Source organism: Mycobacterium sp. IDUB_19 (assembly GCF_055419445.1).
Window position 1 is genome coordinate 64,972 of the sequence record NZ_JBVAXR010000013.1, and the last position, 22,451, is coordinate 87,422.

Here is a 22,451-nt window from a genome sequence, read left to right on the forward strand (position 1 = left end):
TGTGTAGACGACCTCGGTAACGTCGAGGGACGATCTAGGTGAGAGGACGCCCGTGAGCGCCGTGAACAGCAGTCCCCAGACGGTCAAGTTCGCTGGTGTGGGCGGTATCGGGCTGATCGCCGACGAATGGAACCGCGATGACGCCGTCGCGGGCCGACCGTCGATTCTGATGTTGCACGGCGGCGGCCAAAACCGGTTCTCGTGGAAGAACACCGGACAGTTTCTGGCCGACGAGGGCCATCACGTCGTCGCGCTCGACAGCCGCGGCCACGGCGACAGCGACCGGGCGCCGGGGGCGGACTACGCCGTCGAAACCTTGATGGCCGACGTCTTGCACATTCTCGACGCTATCGGCCGCCCAGTCGTGCTGATCGGGGCCAGCATGGGCGGGCTGACCGGCATCCTGGTCGCCGACAGCGCGGGCCCGGCGAAGGTGACCGGATTGGTGCTGGTCGACGTGGTGCCGCGGTACGAGAAGACCGGCAGCGCGCGCATCCGGGATTTCATGCTGACCAACCTGCAGGGTTTCGGCTCGCTCGAAGAGGCCGCCGACGCGGTCGCCGCCTATTTGCCGTACCGGGAAAAGCCACGCAGCCCCGAAGGGCTGAAAAAGAACCTCCGGCTGCGCGATGGACGCTGGTACTGGCACTGGGATCCCGCGTTCATGACCGCACCCGGGGACGACCCGGAGCTGCGCACCGAGCACTTCGAGCAGGCCGCGGCGGATCTGAAGATCCCGGTCCTGTTGATCCGCGGCAAGCTCTCCGATGTCGTCAGCCCCGAAGGCGTCAAGCACTTCCTGGCCACGGTTCCGCGCGCGGAGTTCGTTGAGCTGTCCGACGCCGGACACACCGCGGCCGGTGACGACAACGACGCCTTCAGCGACGTCGTAGTGGAGTTCGTCAAGCGGCTGACAGGTTAGTCAGCCGCCCACTCCCGGTTTCTCCGCGTGTCCGCCGAACTGCTTGCGCATCGCCGACAGCGCCTTGTTTGCGAAGTCGTCGAGGCTGCGCGAGGCGAAGCGGGACTGCAGCGCGGTCGTGAGCACCGGCGCGGGCACTCCCTCGTCGATCGCCGCGATGGCGGTCCACCGGCCCTCTCCGGAGTCGGACACCCGCCCGGAGAACTCGTGCAGGTCGGGCGACTCGTGCAGCGCGATCGCGGTCAGGTCCAGCAGCCAGGAGCCGACGACGCTGCCTCGGCGCCACACCTCAGCGACGTCCGCGATGTCGAAGTTGTACTGGTAGCACTCAGGATTGGACAGCGGCGCGGTTTCGGCGTCGCCCTTTTCGACGCGCTTGCCGATATCGGCATTGCGCAGGATATTCAGCCCCTCGGCGAGCGAGGCCATCATCCCGTACTCGATGCCGTTGTGCACCATCTTCACGAAGTGCCCGGCCCCCGACGGACCACAGTGCAGGTAGCCCTTCTCCGGTTGCGCGACCTCGCCGTCGCGGCCCGGGGTGCGCGGCGCGGCGTCGACTCCGGGCGCGATGGTGGCGAATAACGGCTCGGCGTGCTCGAAGGCGTAGTCGTCGCCGCCGATCATCAGGCAGTAACCACGCTCGCGGCCCCAGACACCACCACTGGTGCCACAGTCAATGAGGTGAATCCCCTTCTCGGACAATAGTTTTGCGTGCTTCAAGTCGTCCCGGTAGTAGGAGTTGCCGCCATCGATCACGATGTCCCCGGACTCCAGCGTCTTGGCCAGCTCCTCGATCACCGAGGTGGTGACGTCGCCCGCGGGCACCATCACCCAGACGACCCGCGGCGTGGACATCTTCTCGGCCAGCTCGCTCAGCGAGAACACTCCAGTCGTACGTTCCTCGTCGGCCATCGCCTTGACGACGTCGGGACTGTGGTCGTACACCACGCATTCGTGCCCGTTGTCGGCAACACGACGAGCGATGTTGGCGCCCATCCGGCCCAGGCCGATCATTCCCAGCTGCATTTTCTCCGGTCTCCTTACTGTCCCGACTGAGTACTTGGAGGGAACCACGGGTCCTGCCAATGGCGGTGCCCCCGTACTAGCGACTGTGCGGCCTCGGGTCCCCACGACCCGGGTTCGTAGGGGTGGATTTCGGCCGGCTTGTCCAGCAGCGGCTGGACGATCCGCCACGTCTGTTCGATGCTGTCCTCCCGCGCGAAAAGCTGGCGATCGCCGATGAGCGCGGCGTGCAGCAGCAGTTCATAGGGCCCCTCCGCTTCACCCAGATCGCGGGCGAATAGCGAGTCCAGGTGGACGTCGTGCCACTCACCACCGACTTGGGCAGACAACTGCATTCGCATGCCCGGCTCGGGGTCAATGCGCAGCACGATCTGGTTCGGCTCGGCCGACCTGCGGTGGGGCAGGAAGGACAATTGCGGAACCCGGCGCAGAAACAGGCGCACCTCGGTGACCTTCTCCGGCAGCTCCTTGCCGGCCCGCAGGAAGATCGGCACCCCGGACCAGCGCCAATTGTCGATCTCGGTGCGCAGCGCGATAAAAGTCTCGGTCTGTGAATCCTTTGCCACCCCGGAGACGTCGGTGTAGCCGTGGTACTGACCCCGGACGCAGTGGTCGGGATCCAGCGCCGGCATTGCGCGGAACACCTCGGACTTCTTGTCGTTGAGGTCATCGGCACTGTCGCCGACCGGCGGTTCCATCGCCACCATCGCAAGCACCTGCAGCAGATGGTTCTGCACCACGTCGCGCAGAGTGCCGACCTTGTCGTAGAACCTGCCCCGGTCTTCGACGCCGAAGTTCTCCGCCATCGTGATGTGAATCTCCGAGATGCTCTGGCGATCCCACAGCGCGGCCAGCGCCTGGTTGGCGAACCGGAGGCATTCGAGTTCCACCACGGGCTGCTTGCCCAAGAAGTGATCCACTCGCAGTATCTGGTCTTCGTCGAGCACCGCGTGCAACCGCTCGTTGAGTTCGCACGCGGACTCCAGGTCGTGGCCGAATGGTTTTTCCACCGCGACGCGGGCGTGCTGCACCAGGCCCTCGCGCGCGAGGTTTTCGACTATCGGCGCGAACAGCGCGGGCGGCATTTCGAGGTAGTACAGCGGGTGGTAATCCGAACCGATCATCTCCGCCAGCCGGTGGTAGAGCTCGCCGTCGGTGACGTCGCCGTGCACGTAGTCCAGCCGACTCGCCAGCCGATCGAACACCTCGTCGTCGATCTTCTCCCCGGCGTCGTTGATGGCGGCCCGCGCCCGGTCGATTAACTTCTCGACACTGATGTCGTCGCTAGCCACACCCAGAATCGGGCAGTCCAGCAGGTTGCGGCGCTCGAGCCGATACAACGCCCGAAATGTCATCTTGCGGGCCAGATCGCCGGTAATCCCGAAAATCACCAGCAGGTTGGACGAGCCACCACCGTCGTCGGCCAAGACCGAACCTCCCAAAAGTCACCTGCGCGGAGCACTTGAGATGCACTACCCGGGGGTGTTCGCTTCAACCCTAGACACAGCTTATGGGGCCGACAACCGGAAGCCATCGGGCGCTTTGCAAGGATGCGTGACGTGGGTGATGCACTGCATATCGCGGTCTACGTCCTAGCCGGGGTTGCCGCCATCGAAGCCTGCGCACTCGCCGTGTTGTGGAGGCTGCTCGGCCGTAGCCGCGAGGAGGCCGAGGAGTTAAGGCAGCGTGTCGACACCCGCAATTGGCTGATCTCCGGTGGGCGTGAGGCGGTCAAGACGGTGTGGAACACCGCCAGCGTGATGCGCAAGGAGGGCTTTGGCGCGGCCGTGCGCAGCTCCATCGAAGACCTCGCCGACTGGGCCGAGGTCGAGCGCCCCGACCTGGCCCGGGTCACGCCGGACGGCCGGGTGGTGATTCTGTTCTCCGATATCGAGGAGTCCACCGCCCTCAACGAGCGGATCGGCGACCGTGCGTGGGTCAGGCTGATCAGCTCGCACGACAAGCTCGTTTCCGGCCTGGTGAAGCGCCGATCCGGGCATGTGGTCAAGAGTCAGGGCGACGGCTTCATGATTGCCTTTGCTCGGGCCGAGCAGGCGGTGCGCTGTGGCATTGACCTTCAGTACGAACTGCACAAGGACGCAAAACGCAAGCGGCACGACGAGATTCGGGTGCGGATCGGCATCCACATGGGCCGCTCGGTGCGCCGCGGCGATGATCTGTTCGGCCGCAATGTCGCCATGGCGGCGCGGGTCGCGGCGCAAGCCGTCGGCGGAGAGATCCTGGTGAGCCAACCGGTGCGAGACGCGCTGAGCGACTGTGACGACCTCCGGTTCGACGAAGGCCGCGACGTCGAATTGAAAGGCTTTTCGGGCAGCTATCGCTTGTTCGCGGTGGAGTTCGAACCCGAGTTGGAGGCGGCGTCGGATTCCGCCAGCCGCTGATGGAGTCGGGAACGGATCTCGTCGGCGGTATAGGCGCGCCGTTTCCGTTGATCACGCACGACCAGCGCGCCCCCGGCGACGACGCCCGCGGCGCCGGCCAGGCCGATCCACTTCCAAATGTTGCGCATAATTGACACGCTATTACCGCCATGGACACCCTTCACGACAAGGTCGCCGTAATCACCGGGGCGGCCAGCGGCATCGGCCGCGCCATCGCCTACACGTTGGCCCACCGGGGCGCCCATCTCGTGGCGGTCGACCTCGACGGCCAGGGAGTTCAACTTCTCGCCGATGACCTCAGTGACCGAGGATCGGCGGTGCTACCGCATCGCGCCGACGTCTCGGATCCCGAAGCGTTCGACGGGATTCGCAGCGCGACGCTGCAGCGGTTCGGGCGGGTCGACATCGTGGTCAACAATGTCGGCGTGCTGACAAACGGTCTGCCACAAGATATTCCCGTCACGGAGTGGCAACGCATCCTCGACATCAACCTGATGTCGGTGGTGCGCAGCAACGCCGCGTTTCTGCCGCTGCTGCTGGATCAGGGCAGCGGACATCTGGTCAACACCGCGTCCTTCGCCGGGCTTTTCACCTATTCCTATGACCGAATGCCGTATGCGGCCAGCAAGGCGGCCATCGTGCAAATCAGCGAGGCGTTGGCAATCTACCTGCGGCCCAAGAACATTGGCGTCACCCTGCTGTGCCCGGGGCCGGTGTTGACGAACATCGCGGCCGAAGTGCCGACGTTCGGCGACGGCACCCAACTGCGCATTCCCGGCGAGCAGTTCGAGTTGCTCGACCCGGCGACCGTCGGCGACCTGGTCGCCGATGCGATCCTGCACAATCGATTCTTCGTGCCCACTCATCCCCGCGTCGTCGAGGAGTTGCGCCGTCGAGTCGAGGACTGGGACGGCTATATCGACTACCAGATCTCCCGAAAACCCCTATGAAAGGCGGATACCGATGACTGATGTGCGCGCTCAGGGACTGGAAGTGTTCAAGGAGATGCTGCCCGGCCTGATCCCGGACGACGCCACCAGCCTGCGCGACGACGGCGTTGCCGGCGAACTCCTCGAGCTGGGCCTCGATCATGTCTTCGGATCGCTATGGACGCGGCCCGGATTGGACCGCCGCTCCCGCAGCCTGGTCACCCTGGGTGCGCTGATCGCGCTGCGAGCCTCGGACGAGCTGAAGGCGCATTTCGCCATCGCGGTGCGCAACGGGCTGACCGTCGAGGAAATCGGCGAGGTCATCTATCACATGACCGGCTACGCGGGTTATCCGGCAGCCGCCAGTGCACGCGCTGTCGCGCGTGAAGTGCTGGCGAACTCCTGAGCCATGCTCACCCTCGACCAGGCGCTGAACGAGACTCGGACGGGCGATCTTTGGCTCTTCCGCGGCAGAACGGGACCCGACCGTGCGATCCAGACGTTAACGAACGCGCCGGTGAATCACGTTGGCATGACGGTGGCCATCGACGACCTGCCACCGCTGATCTGGCATGCCGAGCTGGGCGACAAGCTGGTTGACCTGTGGACCGGAACCAACCACCGCGGCGTGCAGCTCAACGATCTGCGCCAGGCGGTGATGCAGTGGACAGGCCGGTATGAACAGCGGTGCTGGCTGCGCCAGCTGACTCCGCACGCCACCCGCGAGCAGGAGAACGAGCTACTCAAGGTGATCGCTCGGATGGACGGCACCGCCTTCCCCACCACCGCACGGCTGACCGCACGCTGGTTCCGCGGCCGGCTGCCGACCGCCTATGACTGGGTGCGCGGGATCCCGGTGGTGGACAAGAAAGTTCGCGAGCAGACCCGGCGGCGTCGGGAAGAGCGCAAGATAAGCGTGGCCACCGCCTACTGCGCGGAGACGGTGGCGATCACCTACGAGCAGATGGGATTGCTTGTCACAGACAAGGACGCGAATTGGTTCGACCCGGGCAAGTTCTGGAGCGGTGACACGCTGCCCTTGGCACCGGGATATCGGCTGGGCGAAGAAATCCAGGTGACTGTCGGCTAGTCGACCGACATCTCCCCCATATCCGACCAGCCTGTCGCGTCGATCGTCTGACTGATGATCTTGGGCGTGGACTTCAGCGCCTGCGGAAGCTCCTGCATCGCCCGCTTGAAGTGATCGCTGTTGACGTGGACGCCGCCGGCGTCACCGTCGCGGAATGCCTCGACCAAGACATATTCCGCCGGGTTGTCCAGACTGCGCGACCATTCGAACCACAGGTTGCCCGCTTCGGCGCGGGTGGCCGCGGTGAACGAGGCGACCAGGTCCGGCCAGCGATCGGTCCAGTCGGGTTTGGTTTCGAACTTGACGACGATGAAGATCATTGCGGTCCCCGCTTGTGCTCGCAGCTCCGGAGTGCGCTTGCCTGCCCGATCATCGACGGGCAGCGCCAGGATATACGGCCCGCCTGGAATGCCCAGGGCGCACGTTGTGACAGGAGTGGCATTTCGGGTGGATGTGACCCCTGTTTCACCGCGCTACAGCAAAGTCCGCCTAGGTGTCGCAATTGACGCCTAGGCGGACTTTGCATTGGTACTGCGTTTATTGGATTTGCGCCAGTACTCAGCTGAATGTGATGTAGCCCACAACGAGATGGTTTCTCCGACTACTTCACTGTTGCCAAGCGCGCAATGCTATCAGTGTGATCCACGTCGCAATTCTATCCGCGAAATTAGATATCACTTACGCAATCCAATTCTTTATCAATTTGGAATTCCGGGATCGCCGGGCGGCGGCAATTCCGGAGCGGGCGGGGGCGGCGGTGCTGGCGCCACGGCGCCAACCAAGACGGGCGCGGGGTCCGCAGGCGGGGGCGGCGCGTCCGGCGGCGGAGGCGGCGCATCCGGAAGCGGAAGCGGCAGACCTTCACCGTCCGGCGGCATCGGCAAGAACATGTGGTGCGTGAATCCGGGCTGGTAAGCGCCGGCACCACCGACATGCACCCCGCCACGCTCGCCGCTGGACACCGGAGTGCCGTCCGGCAGCGTCACTGCCGTGTGGCCACCGTTCCAGCCGACAACCAACGCATTGGGAGCCGTTCCATATTGGAAGCCCCGCGCCAATAGCGCGCCTTCTTCATTTCCAGTATTAAATCGGTTTCCGTAAACCGGCCTGTCGGTTGCCGCATTGACAACCCACGAGACAAGCCCCGAACAATCGGTACCCGCGGGAGAATCTCCACCCACAATATAGGGCGTCCCCGAGACCTGATTGATCAGCGACATCAACGATGCAAGAACAATCATGGGCAGGGACACTAGCAACAAGTTAGTTAGCGAGCCAAAATTTGTGGCGCGCATCACGTGTCAATTAAATAATGGCGTGCGCCGCACCTACAGCAAATAAGTCACGAGAATGCATATTTCGCGAAACGGAAGTGCTGAGGGGTGGTGGCCAGCCGTTATCTCGCCGACACGGGCCGGAGGCGAATTACCGGAATCCGCCGCCCGACTGCGGCGGCCTTGACACGGTAGTCGCCGTAGTTGACGCAGACATGCTCAGCAAGCGCATACAGGCGCTCGTAGTCGTCGGGATCGGTGACCTCCACCGCGACGAAGTCCTCGTCGCCGAGTTGGCATGGCGGATGCGCCTTCAGATTGTGGTACCACTGCGGATTCTTGGGTTCGCCCAAATACGAGGCAACCAAGATCGCGTCGGACCCATCGTGGAAGTACGCGAGTTGATGCTCTCGCGGCTGGCCCGATTTGGCACCCGTACTGATCAACGGGGCCGAGGAAAGCCCGCCAAGGATGGATGGGTAGCGCCCGCGCGTTGCGCGGTACAGCCACGGATCGATGTGCCAGAAGAGATGTCGGGCCATGAACCCTCCCGCACGCGAGCGGCCGAAGCGCTCCAGGGCCCGATACCAACGGCCGTACTCCTCGGTCGGGTCGACGTAGTGCAGCGGCATGCGGCGACCCTACCGTCTGATTTACGGCTGACCTCCTGGCGGTTGGGAGCACCACTGAAGTCCGCATCCCTTCGTGCCGGCGCTCGGTTAGATCGGGGTCCAAATTCCGTTGTTGAAGAATCCCCACGCTCCGGTGGTCGGGTTCCACATCAGGTGCGCCTGAGGCGCCCACGCCGGTGGAGGGGGCTGCGGCGGCGCCCACGGCGGCGGGGGTCCCCAGGGCCCCCAGCCCGCCGGTGCCGGACCTTGCCAGTCGTGACACTGATTCCAGTCCCAGTGGTAGTTGGTGCCCCAGGCCGGATCCCATTGCTGACCGGGGCACCAGTGGTTGCCGGGCGCGGGAGCCGGGGCCGCATGGGCGACGCCGCCGGCCAGCCCCAACGCGGACAATGCCAGCCCGCCACCCGCCAATAGCCGAACCCACGGTCTCCCGTGCTTTTCCGTCGCCATCTTCTAAGAATGGTCGGCCCGCGACGGCACCGCTAGTGTTCGACAAACTGAGCGCGGGATGGACCCGGCTCGAACGCTTCACCGAAGTACTGGGTCTCGCGGACCACTTCACCGTCTTCGAATTCCATGACGCTCACGACGTAGAACGGTTGCTCGTCGTAGCTGAGGACGAGTTCGCTGACCCAAAGATCGCCGCCACCCAGCAGGCGTCGCACGCTGAATCGCTTCAAGTTCGGCTGCGCGGCGCGCGACGCCTGAATGTTGTGCCGGCCACGGATGCGCTCGCCCGATTGCGGATATTCGAGCACCGCATCATGCCGATAGATTTCGTGCTCAGCGTCGAAGTCGTTGGCGTCGGATGCCTCCCAGTGGCGCCGTAGCGCGTCCCGCACGTCGTCGTCATGCATCGCGACTCTCACTTTCCGGTAGATGTATCAGTCTGCGCCGCCAGACGTTGAAGCGAAACTCCACCACGTCGCCGTCTGCCGCCGCCCTCACCGACTGGATGGGCGCATGGTTATATGGTTCAGCCTGGCGAAGTCAGCGACGCAGGTTCGGTCCAATCGCCTTCGCCCCGTCTACGTTCAGGAGTCATCCATGGGCGACGCCGATGCCGCGGCGATCCGAGCAGCGCGAGCCGACTGGATCAGCGAGCACCTCGAGACATATCTGACCTCCGGTGGCACGCGGGGCCACATCATGGACCTGAGCGCGCTCGGGGGCCGCGCGGTGACCACGCACTGCTTGATCAAATGTGTGGGTCGCAAGTCGGCGAAGGTTTATGTCAGGCCGTTGATCTACGGCAACTTCGGTGGCGAGATCGTGATCGTCGCATCGAAGGGCGGTGCCGACACGCATCCGGCGTGGTACTTGAATATCTTGGCGAGCAACACGATCGGTGTGCAGATCGCCACCCAGGCGTTCGAGGCAACATGGCGGGAACCCGAACGCGAGGAACGCCACCAGGTGTGGGCGTATATGGCCCACCTGTACCCGCCGTACCTCACTTATCAGAAGTCGACCAGCCGTCAAATCCCGTTGGTGATGTTGACGCTCGGTCGGCCGATCGACGTCTTCGCTCCGGAAGAGTCGCGATAATCCTCACAGCCCGAACTTCGCGCGCGCCTCGTCCGTCACCGGAGTGAATAGATTGACCAGGTTTCCATCCGGGTCGCGGAACAGCAGCGCACGGTTACCCCACGGCATTGTCGTTGGCTCGGTGACGATCTCGCCGACGCTGCCCCTGAGTCGCTCATACTCAGCGTCCACATCCTCGACGATGAACTCCAGGATCGCGCTCCGATTGGCGCCGGGCTCAGCGGACCCGGCCCCGAACAGCGGTACGGTTTTGTCACTGCCGATCGCCAGCGTTCCGACTGAGGTCGGAATCTCGGCGAATAGTTCGTTGCCCCAAACCGGGGCGGTCTCGGTGACCATCTCGTAGAAAGCAACGAGCCGATTGACATCCGCCGTGATGAGGCGGGTCGAAATGAACTTCACGAAGTCTCCTCGAACACTCGGGTGGCGCGGCCTGCGGACAGCGTCTTGCAACGAGGACGCTAGCCGCCCCCTCTGACACCCAGTAGACGTTGAACGGAACTCCACCCGTTTGCACCACCACGTCGCTGCGGTAGGCGCTCGACAAGGAGGTAGTCAAATGAATCTCATGACAGTCAAGCCGTTTCTCACTTTCGAGGGTTCAGTCGAAGCCGCCATGAACTTCTATGTCTCACTTTGTCCCGACGGCGACGTGTTGTCCGTGACTCGGCACAGCAGTGCAGACCCGGATATCGACGGAAAGGTCATGCTCGCCGAGTTCACCGTCGCCCGACAGCGAATGCTCTGCAGCGACAGCCCAATTCATCATCAGCACACGTTCACACCCTCGTTGTCACTGCATGCGGACTCCGACGACGCCGGCGAGATCGAGCGCCTCTTCAACGCGCTCGCGGTCGATGGCAACGTGTTGATGCCACTCGCTGACTACGGATTCAGCCGCCGCTTCGGCTGGGTCGACGACCGATTCGGAGTGTCCTGGCAACTCGCGCTGTCGTCTACGTCGCCGCCTTCCTGCTAGACGTTGAAAGGCCATAGCCGCTTCGCGTTCGGACCGGTCAACCTCGGCGTTTAGGTTGACTTCCCACTTCGAGCGAACACCGAACTGTAAAATAAATTTCGCTTGCGGGACAAACCCTCGGCGGGTCAGCCGCCGTATTGAGGGCCGTAAAGCGGTGGTGGACGTTTGGTGACGCAGTAAGGGGCATCATCGACGCCGACCAATAATCAACATCCGATGGTCGAACAACTATCCGTTGCACAAACATTGCTAACCCATTTACCGGTTCGACCCACCCCGCTGGCTCCTCATTCAAATAAGGTGGACATCCTGCTCTCTCCATCCTTCGGAGAGTCGCAACTGCCGCATTGCATGCCGGTGCCGTTGCCGTAACACTCGCTGATGCATTCAGCCTTTCCCAAGCCGATGATCAGCAGGAATGCCGCAATCGAGGTCGCAAATAATGACACAATAGTGTTCATTTTTGATATCCTTTTAACTTCAGTAATTAGATATTTCGCTGATGGAATACCCATAAGCGAAAAGCGCACCGAACCCGGCAATTATCCGACGAATACCGTCGCCATGCCCTCGGGCATATTGCGTATTCGCAATCGATTTCAACGATGCTCGATAAATGCCTGAATGGCGGAAAACTCTGGAATCAAGTCACCCAACGATCCTCGGGCCCAAATAATGGTTCATGACTTGTAACTTTTGAGCCTAGCACTAGTTTGCCTTTAGCGATAGCGCATCCGCGGGGCAATTAAAAGCGAGGGCGTCCATGATAATTTCGGCTGCCTGCCGCGGCCGTCTGCACCGATCTGTGCGGCGGGCACGACCCGTACCGAGTCAACACGAAAGTGGTTGAACTGTAAGGCGATTGAGCGAAAAGCTCCGCCGTAATTCTGCTGCTGCCTAGACGTTGAAACGGAAATCGACCACGTCGCCGTCAATCCTGGGAGCTCTGCGGGCCTGCCAGGTACATCGCGAGGTTCGACAATGACGATGTCATCCCCGCCACGTGCGACACGATCGTCGGGTGCGATCTCGACGAAGCGACCCTCCACGACATCGGTGTCGACACCTGACTTGCCAAGCGGTCGGCGGACCAACGAGAACGGCGGCGGCATGGCCAACGCCAACATCATCGAGCGACGGGGCTAGACGGCTGAGGGCCATCGAGTCAGTCGGCCAGCTCTTCGGGGGTGCGCGGAACGAGTCCATCGCGGAGTCCGCGCCGGCAGTGTTCTACAGACTGCTGATCGCCACAGCTTTGGAGTCAGCAGAAATGAGGTATCAAGACGGGACACAGGACTACGTCGGGGTTCGAGGCGAGTTGGGGGACTTACGTTCAGGCACAGCGAATTTAATTCTGGTGGTAGACACACTGTTATCGAGGATGCAGACTCATCGTTATCCAGGCACGCGCTGCCAGTGCCGAAGCCCGAAGGCGTTTACAGGAAAGAGCTGTTGAGCAAGGGAATTAGATTACTTGTGGCACTGGGGGTTACGTTGTGGGCAATCCTCAACTCCCCCGCGGCCCGGGCCGGGCCGGGTGGCAACATTCCAGGCCCCGGCGTGTGCGACTATCCCGGTATTGGCGGAAGTAATTTCGAGGCGGGGGCCACCTCGTACTACTGCGATTTTCCTATCGAAGAGAACAGCACGCACTGGCACTGCGAATATGGCGGATGGAACCTCGGTGGTCCAGGTGGCAACGCCCCCATCGGTGGAAGTTTCATGGGTTTTGGGTTAACCATTCCTGCAGGCGATTTCGGGGGTGCTATCGGTGGTTGTTCATGGCGCTGGCCGGATAACACTATCGGCCCTGCACCGAACCCACCGGGCGCGTGGAAGAACTACTTGGTGCCCACGCCGCCGCCGCCCGAACATCGGGCGCACCCGACTCCACCGGCTGAGCCAGCGTCGGGACCACCACCAGTAGAGAGCCCTGATCTCGGCGATCAGCCACAGTCACCGGCCTACACGAATCCGGCGTTTCCGAATCCCGGCAGGACTCAGAACCCGCCAAGTTAGCGCTTTACCGCCATCATTGAGTACCGATGTCACAGCGGCCAGGCACTTGTGGCGCAAGGCCAGGGCAGCAGGTGTGGAGTACGTGTAGCGGCTAGACCAGGGCTGACCTGCGCCTCTAGACGTTGAAACGGAACTCCACCACGTCGCCGTCGGCCATCACGTAGTCCTTGCCTTCCATCCGGACCTTGCCGGCCGCCTTGGCCGCCGCCATCGACCCGGCCTCGATCAAGTCGGCGTACGACACGATTTCGGCTTTGATGAAGCCCTTCTCGAAGTCGGTGTGGATCATCCCGGCGGCCTTGGGTGCGGTATCACCCTGATGAATTACCCACGCCCGCGCCTCTTTTGGGCCCGCCGTCAGGTAGGTCTGCAGCGCCAGCGTATGAAAACCGGCCCGCGCCAACGCATCCAGTCCACGTTCGGTCTGCCCGATGGACTCCAGCAATTCCGCGGCAGACTCGTCGTCCAGCTCTTGCAGTTCGGCCTCGATCTTCGCGTCGAGGAACACCGCGTCGGCAGGTGCGACCATCGCGCACAGCTCGGCCTTGCGGGCATCGTCGGTCAGCACGGCCTCGTCGGCGTTGAACACGTACAGAAACGGCTTGGTGGTCATCAGGTTCAGCTCGCGCAGCAGTGACGCGTCGACGCCGGCCGCGAAGAGCGTCTTGCCCGAATCCAGCACAGCCTCCGCAGCGACGGCCGCCTCGTGCACGGGCTTGCGTTCCTTGCTGTTACGGGCTTCCTTCTCCAGCCGCGGGACGGCCTTCTCCAGTGTCTGCATGTCAGCGAGGATCAACTCGGTCTCGATCACCTCGATGTCGGACCTCGGATCGACCTTGCCGTCGACGTGCACGACGTCGTCGTCGGCGAACACCCGCACCACCTGGCAGATGGCGTCACACTCGCGGATGTTGGCCAGGAACTTGTTGCCGAGGCCCGCGCCCTCGGAGGCGCCCTTCACGATTCCGGCGATGTCGACGAACGTCACCGGCGCCGGCACGATCTTCTCGGAATCGAACATCTCCGCCAGCTTGTCGAGTCGCGGATCGGGCAACGGCACCACGCCCTCGTTCGGTTCGATCGTCGCGAACGGATAGTTGGCTGCAACCACGTTGTTCCGGGTCAGCGCATTAAACAGGGTCGACTTACCCACGTTGGGCAGGCCCACGATTCCCAGGCTCAGGCTCACGGAGAACCAAGTTTAGGGCTCCGCGCCCGGCTCGGGCACCGCGGATCATTTCGTGCGCGAACCCGTGGCACGCCCGGCAGCCCTAACAAGGTATTTACGGCCGTTTTCACCCATTGCCGGTACGGTCTACATGTGTCAGCGCAGCGGGGAACCTCGGCAGTAGAAGCTGCCCATCGCTCGATCCACCCCGGCATTCCGGGTGTGCCCTCGTGGATAGCCCTGCTCATCGCCGTTACCGCTACCGCCATCGGGTATGGAATCGACTCCGGATCCGGCCACAAGGAGCTGACCGGCATCTTCGCCTGCCTCTATATAGCGGGCTGCGTGGCGGGGGTGCTGGCGGTACGCCAAGAGGGCCTGTTCACCGCGGTCATCCAGCCGCCGCTGATACTTTTCTGCGCGGTGCCGGGTGCCTATTGGTTGTTCCACGGAGGCAAGCTCGGCAGCCTCAAAGACCTGCTGATCAACTGCGGCTATCCGCTCATCGAGCGTTTCCCGCTGATGCTGGGCACCGCCGGCGGCGTCTTGCTGATCGGCCTGATCAGGTGGTACTTGGCGATGTCGCAGCGCACGGCTCGGGCGTCGGGCGCGACTGCCGAGGCCGCGACCGCCACCACGGCGGCACGGTCGTCCTTCGTCGGGGCAATCAGCGCGAAGCTGAACTCGCTCCTGGGCGTCGCGTCGTCCGAGGACGACGAAGAGGACGACGAAGAAACGTCCACGGGCTCGCAGCGAAGCTCCGCGAGAGCCGGCGCCAGAACCGGCCGGGCGGCCCGCAGTGGCAGGTCCGCGGCGAGTTCGGCCCGGAGCCGATCCCGGCACGCCCGCCCGTCGCCGGAAGACGAGTACGACCCCGCGGACGAGCGGCCGCGCCGTCGGCGCCCCGCCCCGCCCCGTGACTACGACCCCGCTGACCCGCCGCGCCGGTCACGGCGGCCGGGGCCGCAGAGCGATCCCGACCCGCGCGGCCAGTCGCAGCGGGAAGGCCGTCGGGATCCGCGCAGCCGCCGCAATCCCTACGAGCGCTCGGCGCCGCGCGGCGGCCGCTACGACGGCTACGACCGGTACGAACCGCCCGTCTCGTCGGAGCCGTTCAATCGATACCCGTCCTACGAGCCGCACGAGTCCTACCAGCCCGCCTCGGAGCCCCGCCGGCGTCAGTCCGCGGCGAACTCGGCGAACGGCTCCAACCCGACGCACCACCCGATCTCGCAGGTCCGCTACCGAGGATCGGGCCCGTCGGACGAGCACCGAGGTGAGCAGCGCGGGGATCGCCGCGGTCGACCACGGGCAAATGGCCGATCGCAGGGGCGACCGCCTGCCGAATCCTGGGAGTACGACGTCTAGGTCCCTCGCGGACCGAGCACCGGGGCCCCTCAGAGCAGCGAGCGGATCTCCCGGGGCAGCGCAAACACCAGGGTCTCCTGCGCCGTCGACACCGGTTGCACCACGTCGAAGCCGCAATCGGCGAGCCGCTCGAGCACTCCTCGCACCAGAACCTCGGGGACCGACGCACCGGAGGTGACCCCTACCGTGGTGACACCTTCCAGCCACGCCGGGTCGATGTCGGCGGCCCAGTCGACCAGGTGAGCGGCTGCCGCGCCGCCACCGAGCGCCACCTCGACCAGCCGCACCGAATTCGACGAATTGCGGGACCCGACCACGATCACCAGCTCGCATTCCGGTGCCATCGCCTTGACCGCGACCTGCCGATTCTGGGTCGCATAGCAGATGTCATCGCTGGGCGGATCCTGCAGCTTGGGGAACCGCAGCCGTAGCCGTTCGACGATCTCCATGGTCTCGTCGACCGAAAGCGTGGTCTGCGAGAGCCACACCACCTTGTCCTCGTCGCGGACCGTCACGTTGTCCACGGAGGCGACCCCGTCGACCAGCTGCACATGGTCGGGCGCCTCCCCGGCGGTCCCGATGACCTCCTCGTGGCCCTCGTGGCCGATCAGCAGGATGTCGTAGTCGTTGCGGGCGAATCGCCGGGCCTCGTTGTGCACCTTGGTCACCAACGGGCAGGTGGCGTCGATCGTGTGCAGGTTACGTTCGGCGGCCGCCGCGTGCACCGTTGGCGCGACCCCGTGCGCGGAGAACACCACGATGGCGCCCTCGGGGACCTGATCGGTCTCCTGGACGAACACCGCGCCGGCCTTTTCCAGGGTGTCGACGACGTGCCGGTTGTGCACGATCTCGTGGCGTACGTAGACGGGAGCACCGTGCTTCTCCAGCGCGCGTTCGACCGTTTCAACGGCCCGGTCCACACCCGCGCAGTAGCCACGCGGCTCGGCCAGCAGCACTCGCTTGCGGGCCGGATCGTTGGCTACCGTGCTCGCTGCACCAGGAATCCCCATGTCGACAGTCGGCGGCATGACATCAAGGGTACGTTCTGCCGACACAGGCTTGCCAGCTCGCGGCGCTGGGCTTGGAGTTAGCGGTTGCTTAAGGCAATCTTGGACCCATGGCTACTGCACCGTACGGAGTTCGGCTGTTGGTCGGCGCGGCGACGGTCGCCGTCGAGGAGACCATGAAACTGCCGAAGACAATCCTGATGTACCCGATGACGATAGCCAGTCAGGCGGCGCACATCGTGATGCGATTTCAGCAGAATCTGGCGGAGCTGGTGATCAAGGGAGACTCGACCCTGGAATCCATTTTCCCGCCCAAGGACGAAAACCCGGAATGGGCAACGTTCGACGAGGACTCGGTTGATGCCCTCGACGGAGCCTTCGCCGAATTGCCGGACGGCGCCGGGGGTGATCGTCGGGCCGAGGGGCGGTTCGCGTTGTATTCGGTGGCCGACGCTGCGCTGGACGCGGGTGGCCCGAGTAAGCCGTCGAAGCAATCGAAGAAGTCGATTCCGGAGCCGCCGGTAGCAGCCGAACTCGACTACCCGACACTGACACTGGCGCAGCTGCGGGCCCGGGTGCAATCGCTGGGCGTCGACGAGCTCGAAGCCCTGCTGGCCTACGAACAGGCCACCAAGGCCCGGGCACCGTTTGAGACGTTGCTGGCCAACAGGATCACCCGCGCGACCGCGAAGTGACCCGAGCGGCGAATTCGGAGGCGAACACAGCCGAGAACCCGTTCCCGGTTCGCGCGGTCGCGATCAGGGTCGCCGGCTGGATCGACAAGCTGGGAACCGTATGGGTCGAAGGACAATTGGCCCAGATCAACATTCGAGCCGACTCCAAGACCGTGTTCATGGTGTTGCGCGACCCGGCCGCCGACATGTCGCTGACCGTGACGTGTCCGCGCGACCTGGTGCACAACGCGCCGGTGAAATTGGTCGAGGGCACGCAGGTGGTCGTCTGCGGTAAGCCCTCGTTCTACACCGGACGCGGTACATTCTCGTTGCGGATCAGCGAGATTCGAGCCGTCGGTGTCGGCGAGCTATTGGCCCGCATCGACCGGCTGCGCCGGCTGCTGGACGCCGAAGGCCTCTTCGACCCGAGGCTCAAGCGACCAATCCCCTTCCTGCCGAACATGATCGGGTTGATCACCGGCCGGGCGAGTGCCGCCGAGCGTGACGTGACCACAGTGGCCGGCACCCGCTGGCCCGCGGTGCGCTTCGCGGTGCGCAACACCGCCGTGCAGGGACCCAACGCGGTCGCCCAGATCGTCGAGGCGTTACGCGAACTCGACCGCGACCAGGCCGTAGACGTGATCGTGCTGGCCCGCGGCGGCGGCAGCGTCGAGGACCTGCTGCCGTTCTCCGACGAGACGCTCTGCCGCGCGATCGCGGCCTGCCGCACGCCGGTGATCAGTGCGGTCGGCCACGAACCCGACAATCCGCTGTGCGATCTGGTCGCCGATCTGCGCGCGGCCACCCCCACCGACGCGGCCAAGAGGATGGTTCCGGACACCGCCGCGGAGCTGCGGGGAATCCAGGACCTGCGCCGGCGCAGCGCGCAGGCACTGCGCAATTGGGTGTCTCGCGAACAGCGCGCCCTGGCCCAGCTGCGCAGCCGCCCGGTGCTGGCCGAGCCGCTGACCGCGTTGACGGCTCGCGCCGAGGAAATCCACCGCGCTCGATCGGCGGCGCGCCGCGACATCACCCGGCTGGTCGCCGCGGAATCCGAACGCGTGGGCCACCTGGGCGCACGACTGGCGACACTGGGTCCGGCGGCGACCTTGGCCCGCGGCTACGCGGTAGTGCAGACACTTCCCGATGCCGGGTCCTCCGACGCCATGCGCGTCCTACGCTCTGTGGGCGAGGCGCCGGCAGGCGCCCGGCTGCGGGTGCGGGTTTCCGACGGCGCCCTAGCGGCGGTGAGTGAGGGGCTGACCGATGGTCACTGACGAAGGCGGCGGCGCCCAGCAGATGACGCCCATTAGTCAACTGGGCTACGAAGCCTGCCGAGACGAGCTGATCGAGGTTGTGCGGCTTTTGGAACAGGGCGGGCTCGACCTAGATGCATCGCTACAGCTGTGGGAAAGGGGCGAACAGCTGGCAAGACGGTGCGAAGAGCACTTAGCTGGCGCTCGTAAGCGAGTCGAGGATGCGCTCGCTGCCGGGCAGGCCGAGGACAGCTGAACCGGCCCGGAAGTGGAAGGCATTTTGTCGAATTGGAACACGTTTCAGTTATGCTCACGAGATGGGTGATTCAACGTTGACCACTGAATTGGGCCGCGTCCTGGTCACCGGCGGCTCTGGGTTTGTCGGTGCCAACCTGGTGACGACCTTGCTCGACCGCGGGTACTCGGTGCGGTCCTTTGACCGTGCCCCGTCGCCGCTCGCTGCGCATCCGCAGCTGCAGGTGTTGCAGGGCGACATCACCGACAAAGCCGTCTGCGCGCAGGCGGTGGACGGCATCGACACCGTGTTCCACACCGCGGCGATCATCGAGCTGATGGGCGGCGCGTCGGTGACCGACGAATACCGGCAGCGCAGCTTCGGGATCAACGTCGGCGGTACCCAGAATCTGGTGGAGGCGGGGCGCGCCGCGGGCGTGCAGCGATTCGTCTATACGTCATCCAACAGCGTGGTGATGGGCGGCCAGAACATCGCCGGCGGCGACGAGACCCTGCCGTACACGACTCGATTCAACGACCTCTACACCGAGACCAAGGTCGTCGCCGAACGATTCGTGTTGTCCCAGAACGGCGTTGACGGCATGCTGACGTGCGCGATCCGGCCGAGCGGCATCTGGGGCCGCGGCGACCAAACGATGTTCCGGAAGTTGTTCGAGAGCGTGATCGCCGGCCACGTCAAGGTGCTGATCGGCCGCAAGTCGGCCCGGCTGGATAACTCGTACGTGCACAACCTGATTCACGGTTTCATCCTGGCCGCCCAGCATCTGGTGCCGGGCGGCACCGCGCCCGGTCAGGCATACTTCATCAACGACGCCGAGCCGATCAACATGTTCGAGTTCGCGCGGCCGGTGGTAGAGGCCTGCGGGCAGCCGTGGCCGCGAATCCGGGTCAACGGGCCCGTCGTGCGCGCAGCGATGACCGGCTGGCAGCGGATTCACTTCCGGTTCGGAATTCCCGCGCCGCTGCTGGAGCCGCTGGCGGTTGAGCGGCTGTACCTGGACAACTTCTTCTCGGTCGCCAAGGCTTCCCGTGACCTGGGGTACCAGCCACTGTTCACCACCGAGAAGGCGTTGACCGAGTGCCTGTCGTACTACGTGGACCTGTACCAGCAGATGGAGCGCGAGGACTCGGCTGCCAAAGCCGCCGCCAAACGGTAGCGCGCACTCTGCCCAAGACCATCGCCTCGGGCTAAGGTTCAGCTCAACGGCGAGGTGGAGGGCGGCACGGTTCGTATGAACACCGAATTCACGCTCACTCAGAAGCGCGCCCTCGCGGTTTTGACCCTGATAGCACTGCTGTTCGGTGCGTACTTCCTGCGCGACTACTTCGTGCTGATCGTGGTCGCCGCGGTCGGGGCGTATCTGTTCACGCCGCTGTTCAATCGGTTCAACCGGCACCTGGGCACCGGCCTTTCGGCCACCTGCACGCTGCTGTCGGCGCTGGCCATGGTCATCGTGCCGGTCGGAATTTTGGTGGCCCTGGCCGTCGTCCAGATTTCCCGAATGCTCGACAGCGTTTCCGGGTGGGTCAAGAACACAGACCTGAGCGGGCTGGGCGGCAAAGTGCTGCAGCTGGTCAATGACGTGCTGGCCCGAATCCCCTTCCTGCACATCACGGTAACCCCCGAGATGCTGCGCAAGGCGATGGTCAGCGCAGCGCAGAATGCCGGACAATGGCTGCTGCATTTCCTGCAGGGCGCCGCGGGAGGCATCGCCGGCGCGGTCACCTACGCGATCATCTTCTTGTACGTGTTCATGGCACTGCTGGTGCACCGCGAGAAGTTGCGCACCCTGCTCGGTCAGCTCAACCCGCTCGGCGAGGAAGTCACGGATCTATATGTGAAGAAGACGGGTGCGATGGTGCGCGGCACCGTGTTCGGCCAGTTCGTCATCGCGTTATGCCAAGGTGTCGCGGGCGCCGGGTCGATCTATATCGCCGGATTCCACCACGGCTTCTTCATTTTCGCGATCCTGCTGACGGCACTGTCGATCATTCCACTGGGCGGTGGCATCGTCACGATTCCGTTCGGCATCGGAATGATCTTCTACGGCAACATCTTCGGCGGCGCATTCGTGATCCTGTGGCATCTGCTGGCGGTCACCAACATCGACAACTTCTTACGCCCGATCCTGGTGCCGCGTGACGCCCGGCTGAATTCGGCGCTGATGCTGCTGTCGGTGTTCGCCGGTATCGCCATGTTCGGCCCCTGGGGCATCGTCATCGGGCCGGTGCTGATGATCCTGATCGTCACGACCATCGACGTCTACTTGGCGGTCTATAAGGGTGTCGAGTTGGTGAACCCGGACGACGAAGCGCCCGAGCGCCGCAGCTGGCTGCCACGCCGGAAGTCAAAAGCCGACGTTAAGTCAGCCGCGCAGTAAGGAATTCGACAACCCGCTTGCGCGCCTCGTAAGCGGGCTGACCGTCGATTTCACGCACCTCGTCGGTGAGCACCGAGTGCGCCATCTTGGAAAAACCGTGTTGGTTGCCCGGGCGGGAATCGATCTCGATCACCTCGAACGCGTCACCGAGGCGCTCCTTGAGGGCGGTGAATCGATCCCGCGGAGACATCCAGTCCTCACTGAATCGCAAACCCATGGCGCACAAGCCGTCGTTGGCTGCGCGATCGGCGATGGTGGTCATCTCGGATTCGCTGAGCCCGGTGTCGCTGCGACGTGTCAGGCCGAGCGGCAACGGCACCGAGGGCTGGCTGAGCACCGGAGCCAGCACGCTGTCGTCGACCGCGGCGGCCAGCGCGAAACCGCCAGTGAAACACTGACCGATCACGCCGACGCCCTTGCCTCCCGTCGACGCCTTGAGGTCACGGGCCAGCGCCCGCAGGAATAGCGACACCGGCCGCTGCTTGTTCGTCGCAAAGGCCGCGAATTCCTTTGCCACACAGGCCCGCCCGATGGTCGCCGTCGTGTAGCCGACCGTCTTCGGGTGGCCCGCAGCCCCGAACAGCGACGGGATGGCAACGGTGAACCCGTTGTCCACCAGGTGATTACCCAGGCCCAGCACCCCGGGATGGATCCCGGGTAGCTCGGGAATCAGCACCACCCCGGGTCCGGCGCCCTTGCGGTAGACGTCATGGGTGTAGCCGCCACCGGTGAACGGTTGCGCGACCCATCCGGAAAGGTCTGCTTCGGGTGCTGTCACGCGAGTCGCTCCTATCGGCTTGTCGGCAGCGGCGCCTGTGACTGCGTCGCCGCCGCCAGCGTACGAAACTCCTCGGTGCTTCCGGCACCCGTGATCGCGATCTGTGCGGCGCCGCCCGGGCTGGTCAACTTCGTGGTCCATACCGGTTCGGCGTCGGCGCCACTTTGGCCGGAACCGCGATAGATGATCCAGTTCGTTCCCGAGACGTCGACCGTTCCGGTCGGATACGCCGACGGATGAATCGAGCCGACCAGCTTGTCCTCATCGGCGTTGCTCTGAGTCAGGCTCAAATACATCCCGGTCGGGCCGATGAATCCCACCGTCGAGGTGGCCGCATTCAGCCGCTGACCACCCGAGGTCCGCCCACTCTCGATACCGCCGCGGCCGCCGGAGTTGGGCTGCCAGCCCGCGGGTAGGGCGGGCGACCGGATGGGAAACCCCAGTGTCTGAGCGTCCGCGCGCAGGGCCGTCGCCGCGTCGTAGGACGGAATTGCCCCCTTGTTCGCCCCGGTCGGCTGGAAAGAACACATCCCGACCATGGCGGCCAGCAGGATGCATCCGATCACCAGCGGTGCCAGCGACCAGAACATGTCGCGACCGTCTTGGAGCAGCCGCGGTTTGGCCGGCCTGGGCGCCGGCGACGGCTCACCGGCCAGGTCGGCGTCGGGCTGTTCGTCGGTCATCCCTGCAGTATCCCAGCCCGCTGTCAACAGCCACAGCCCAGATCCAGCTGACCGATCTGC

27 protein-coding genes are annotated in these 22,451 nt (G+C 64.3%); 13 read left to right on the forward strand and 14 right to left on the reverse strand.

Features of this window, described 5'->3' with window-relative positions; all coding sequences use genetic code 11:
• Positions 1-52: 52 nt before the first annotated feature.
• Entirely contained in the window at positions 53-922 is an 870-nt protein-coding gene (locus tag ACZY0B_RS13015) for an alpha/beta fold hydrolase (protein ID WP_463764524.1), read from the forward strand.
• Here ACZY0B_RS13015 and gnd read toward each other — a convergent pair whose 3' ends face one another.
• The gene (gnd, locus tag ACZY0B_RS13020) at positions 923-1,999 is read right to left on the reverse strand and encodes a phosphogluconate dehydrogenase (NAD(+)-dependent, decarboxylating) (protein WP_463764525.1); all 1,077 of its coding nucleotides are present in this window, start codon (positions 1,997-1,999) and stop codon (positions 923-925) included. It abuts the gene before it with no gap.
• Positions 1,966-3,375, reverse strand: coding sequence for a glucose-6-phosphate dehydrogenase (locus ACZY0B_RS13025; RefSeq protein ID WP_463764526.1), 1,410 nt, complete (start codon positions 3,373-3,375; stop codon positions 1,966-1,968). The genes gnd and ACZY0B_RS13025 overlap by 34 nt, the downstream gene beginning before the upstream one ends.
• 123 nt (positions 3,376-3,498) lie before the next feature.
• On the opposite strand from ACZY0B_RS13025, the gene ACZY0B_RS13030 reads away from it, so the two are divergent.
• A complete protein-coding gene (locus ACZY0B_RS13030; RefSeq protein ID WP_463764528.1) occupies positions 3,499-4,350 on the forward strand; it encodes an adenylate/guanylate cyclase domain-containing protein in 852 nt (283 codons plus the stop codon).
• On the opposite strand, the gene ACZY0B_RS13035 is transcribed toward ACZY0B_RS13030, so the two are convergent.
• On the reverse strand, positions 4,284-4,478 hold the full coding sequence (locus tag ACZY0B_RS13035) for a hypothetical protein (RefSeq protein WP_463764529.1): 195 nt from the start codon (positions 4,476-4,478) through the stop codon (positions 4,284-4,286). The two genes, ACZY0B_RS13030 and ACZY0B_RS13035, sit on opposite strands and share 67 nt — an antisense overlap.
• Positions 4,479-4,499: 21 nt before the next feature.
• Between ACZY0B_RS13035 and ACZY0B_RS13040 the strand changes: the two genes are divergently transcribed.
• Genes ACZY0B_RS13040 through ACZY0B_RS13050 form a run of 3 tightly spaced genes read left to right on the forward strand, consistent with a single transcriptional unit; the run spans position 4,500 to position 6,369 of the window.
• Positions 4,500-5,300, forward strand: a complete 801-nt coding sequence (locus tag ACZY0B_RS13040) for an SDR family oxidoreductase (protein ID WP_463764530.1) — start codon at positions 4,500-4,502, stop codon at positions 5,298-5,300.
• 13 nt (positions 5,301-5,313) lie between these two features.
• Positions 5,314-5,685, forward strand: coding sequence for a carboxymuconolactone decarboxylase family protein (locus ACZY0B_RS13045; RefSeq protein WP_463764531.1), 372 nt, complete (start codon positions 5,314-5,316; stop codon positions 5,683-5,685).
• A 3-nt stretch (positions 5,686-5,688) separates the two neighbouring features.
• Positions 5,689-6,369, forward strand: coding sequence for a guanylate cyclase (locus ACZY0B_RS13050; RefSeq protein WP_463764532.1), 681 nt, complete (start codon positions 5,689-5,691; stop codon positions 6,367-6,369).
• Here ACZY0B_RS13050 and ACZY0B_RS13055 read toward each other — a convergent pair.
• The 5 genes from ACZY0B_RS13055 to ACZY0B_RS13075 all read right to left on the reverse strand — a co-directional run bounded on the left by ACZY0B_RS13055 (position 6,366) and on the right by ACZY0B_RS13075 (position 9,132).
• Complete coding sequence (locus ACZY0B_RS13055) at positions 6,366-6,689, reverse strand: putative quinol monooxygenase (RefSeq protein WP_463764533.1); 324 nt, start codon at positions 6,687-6,689, stop codon at positions 6,366-6,368. The genes ACZY0B_RS13050 and ACZY0B_RS13055 overlap by 4 nt on opposite strands.
• A 378-nt stretch (positions 6,690-7,067) precedes the next feature.
• Positions 7,068-7,667, reverse strand: coding sequence for a peptidoglycan endopeptidase (locus tag ACZY0B_RS13060; protein ID WP_463764534.1), 600 nt, complete (start codon positions 7,665-7,667; stop codon positions 7,068-7,070).
• A gap of 98 nt (positions 7,668-7,765) precedes the next feature.
• Positions 7,766-8,275 (reverse strand): nitroreductase/quinone reductase family protein, encoded by a 510-nt coding sequence (locus ACZY0B_RS13065; RefSeq protein ID WP_463764535.1) that lies wholly within the window; start codon positions 8,273-8,275, stop codon positions 7,766-7,768.
• 87 nt (positions 8,276-8,362) lie between these two features.
• Positions 8,363-8,725: a hypothetical protein gene (locus tag ACZY0B_RS13070; RefSeq protein ID WP_463764536.1), complete on the reverse strand. Its 363-nt coding sequence runs from the start codon at positions 8,723-8,725 to the stop codon at positions 8,363-8,365.
• A 32-nt stretch (positions 8,726-8,757) separates the two neighbouring features.
• Positions 8,758-9,132, reverse strand: a complete 375-nt coding sequence (locus tag ACZY0B_RS13075; RefSeq protein WP_463764537.1) for a nuclear transport factor 2 family protein — start codon at positions 9,130-9,132, stop codon at positions 8,758-8,760.
• Positions 9,133-9,322: 190 nt separating this feature from the next.
• Here ACZY0B_RS13075 and ACZY0B_RS13080 point away from each other — a divergent pair, with 190 nt between their 5' ends.
• Positions 9,323-9,823, forward strand: coding sequence for a nitroreductase/quinone reductase family protein (locus tag ACZY0B_RS13080; RefSeq protein WP_463764538.1), 501 nt, complete (start codon positions 9,323-9,325; stop codon positions 9,821-9,823).
• A gap of 3 nt (positions 9,824-9,826) precedes the next feature.
• Here ACZY0B_RS13080 and ACZY0B_RS13085 read toward each other — a convergent pair whose 3' ends face one another.
• A complete protein-coding gene (locus ACZY0B_RS13085; protein ID WP_463764539.1) occupies positions 9,827-10,225 on the reverse strand; it encodes a VOC family protein in 399 nt (132 codons plus the stop codon).
• A gap of 157 nt (positions 10,226-10,382) precedes the next feature.
• Between ACZY0B_RS13085 and ACZY0B_RS13090 the strand changes: the two genes are divergently transcribed.
• Positions 10,383-10,802 (forward strand): VOC family protein, encoded by a 420-nt coding sequence (locus ACZY0B_RS13090; protein WP_463764540.1) that lies wholly within the window; start codon positions 10,383-10,385, stop codon positions 10,800-10,802.
• Between the two features lie 287 nt (positions 10,803-11,089).
• On the opposite strand, the gene ACZY0B_RS13095 is transcribed toward ACZY0B_RS13090, so the two are convergent.
• Both ACZY0B_RS13095 and ychF read right to left on the reverse strand, forming a co-directional pair.
• A complete protein-coding gene (locus tag ACZY0B_RS13095; protein WP_463764542.1) occupies positions 11,090-11,263 on the reverse strand; it encodes a hypothetical protein in 174 nt (57 codons plus the stop codon).
• A 1,673-nt stretch (positions 11,264-12,936) separates the two neighbouring features.
• Complete coding sequence (gene ychF, locus ACZY0B_RS13100; RefSeq protein WP_463764543.1) at positions 12,937-14,010, reverse strand: redox-regulated ATPase YchF; 1,074 nt, start codon at positions 14,008-14,010, stop codon at positions 12,937-12,939.
• Between the two features lie 132 nt (positions 14,011-14,142).
• Here ychF and ACZY0B_RS13105 point away from each other — a divergent pair, with 132 nt between their 5' ends.
• A complete protein-coding gene (locus ACZY0B_RS13105; RefSeq protein ID WP_463764544.1) occupies positions 14,143-15,357 on the forward strand; it encodes a DUF6542 domain-containing protein in 1,215 nt (404 codons plus the stop codon).
• Between the two features lie 29 nt (positions 15,358-15,386).
• Here the strand turns inward: ACZY0B_RS13105 and ACZY0B_RS13110 are convergent, their stop codons facing one another.
• Positions 15,387-16,385 (reverse strand): 4-hydroxy-3-methylbut-2-enyl diphosphate reductase, encoded by a 999-nt coding sequence (locus ACZY0B_RS13110; protein WP_463764545.1) that lies wholly within the window; start codon positions 16,383-16,385, stop codon positions 15,387-15,389.
• Between the two features lie 89 nt (positions 16,386-16,474).
• Between ACZY0B_RS13110 and ACZY0B_RS13115 the strand changes: the two genes are divergently transcribed.
• The 5 genes from ACZY0B_RS13115 to ACZY0B_RS13135 all read left to right on the forward strand — a co-directional run bounded on the left by ACZY0B_RS13115 (position 16,475) and on the right by ACZY0B_RS13135 (position 20,930).
• The gene (locus tag ACZY0B_RS13115) at positions 16,475-17,059 is read left to right on the forward strand and encodes a lipid droplet-associated protein (protein WP_463764546.1); all 585 of its coding nucleotides are present in this window, start codon (positions 16,475-16,477) and stop codon (positions 17,057-17,059) included.
• The gene (gene xseA, locus ACZY0B_RS13120) at positions 17,056-18,315 is read left to right on the forward strand and encodes an exodeoxyribonuclease VII large subunit (RefSeq protein ID WP_463764547.1); all 1,260 of its coding nucleotides are present in this window, start codon (positions 17,056-17,058) and stop codon (positions 18,313-18,315) included. Before ACZY0B_RS13115 ends, xseA begins: the two co-directional genes overlap by 4 nt.
• Positions 18,305-18,550 carry an exodeoxyribonuclease VII small subunit gene (locus ACZY0B_RS13125; protein WP_463764548.1) on the forward strand — a complete coding sequence of 82 codons (246 nt, stop codon included), beginning with the start codon at positions 18,305-18,307 and terminating at the stop codon, positions 18,548-18,550. The genes xseA and ACZY0B_RS13125 overlap by 11 nt, the downstream gene beginning before the upstream one ends.
• Before the next feature lie 61 nt (positions 18,551-18,611).
• Positions 18,612-19,706 (forward strand): 3-beta-hydroxysteroid dehydrogenase, encoded by a 1,095-nt coding sequence (locus tag ACZY0B_RS13130; protein WP_463764549.1) that lies wholly within the window; start codon positions 18,612-18,614, stop codon positions 19,704-19,706.
• Between the two features lie 75 nt (positions 19,707-19,781).
• The gene (locus tag ACZY0B_RS13135) at positions 19,782-20,930 is read left to right on the forward strand and encodes an AI-2E family transporter (protein WP_463764550.1); all 1,149 of its coding nucleotides are present in this window, start codon (positions 19,782-19,784) and stop codon (positions 20,928-20,930) included.
• Here ACZY0B_RS13135 and ACZY0B_RS13140 read toward each other — a convergent pair.
• Positions 20,911-21,708 (reverse strand): dienelactone hydrolase family protein, encoded by a 798-nt coding sequence (locus tag ACZY0B_RS13140; protein WP_463764551.1) that lies wholly within the window; start codon positions 21,706-21,708, stop codon positions 20,911-20,913. The genes ACZY0B_RS13135 and ACZY0B_RS13140 overlap by 20 nt on opposite strands.
• Before the next feature lie 11 nt (positions 21,709-21,719).
• Positions 21,720-22,391: a DUF4245 domain-containing protein gene (locus ACZY0B_RS13145; RefSeq protein WP_463764552.1), complete on the reverse strand. Its 672-nt coding sequence runs from the start codon at positions 22,389-22,391 to the stop codon at positions 21,720-21,722.
• Positions 22,392-22,451: the final 60 nt, after the last annotated feature.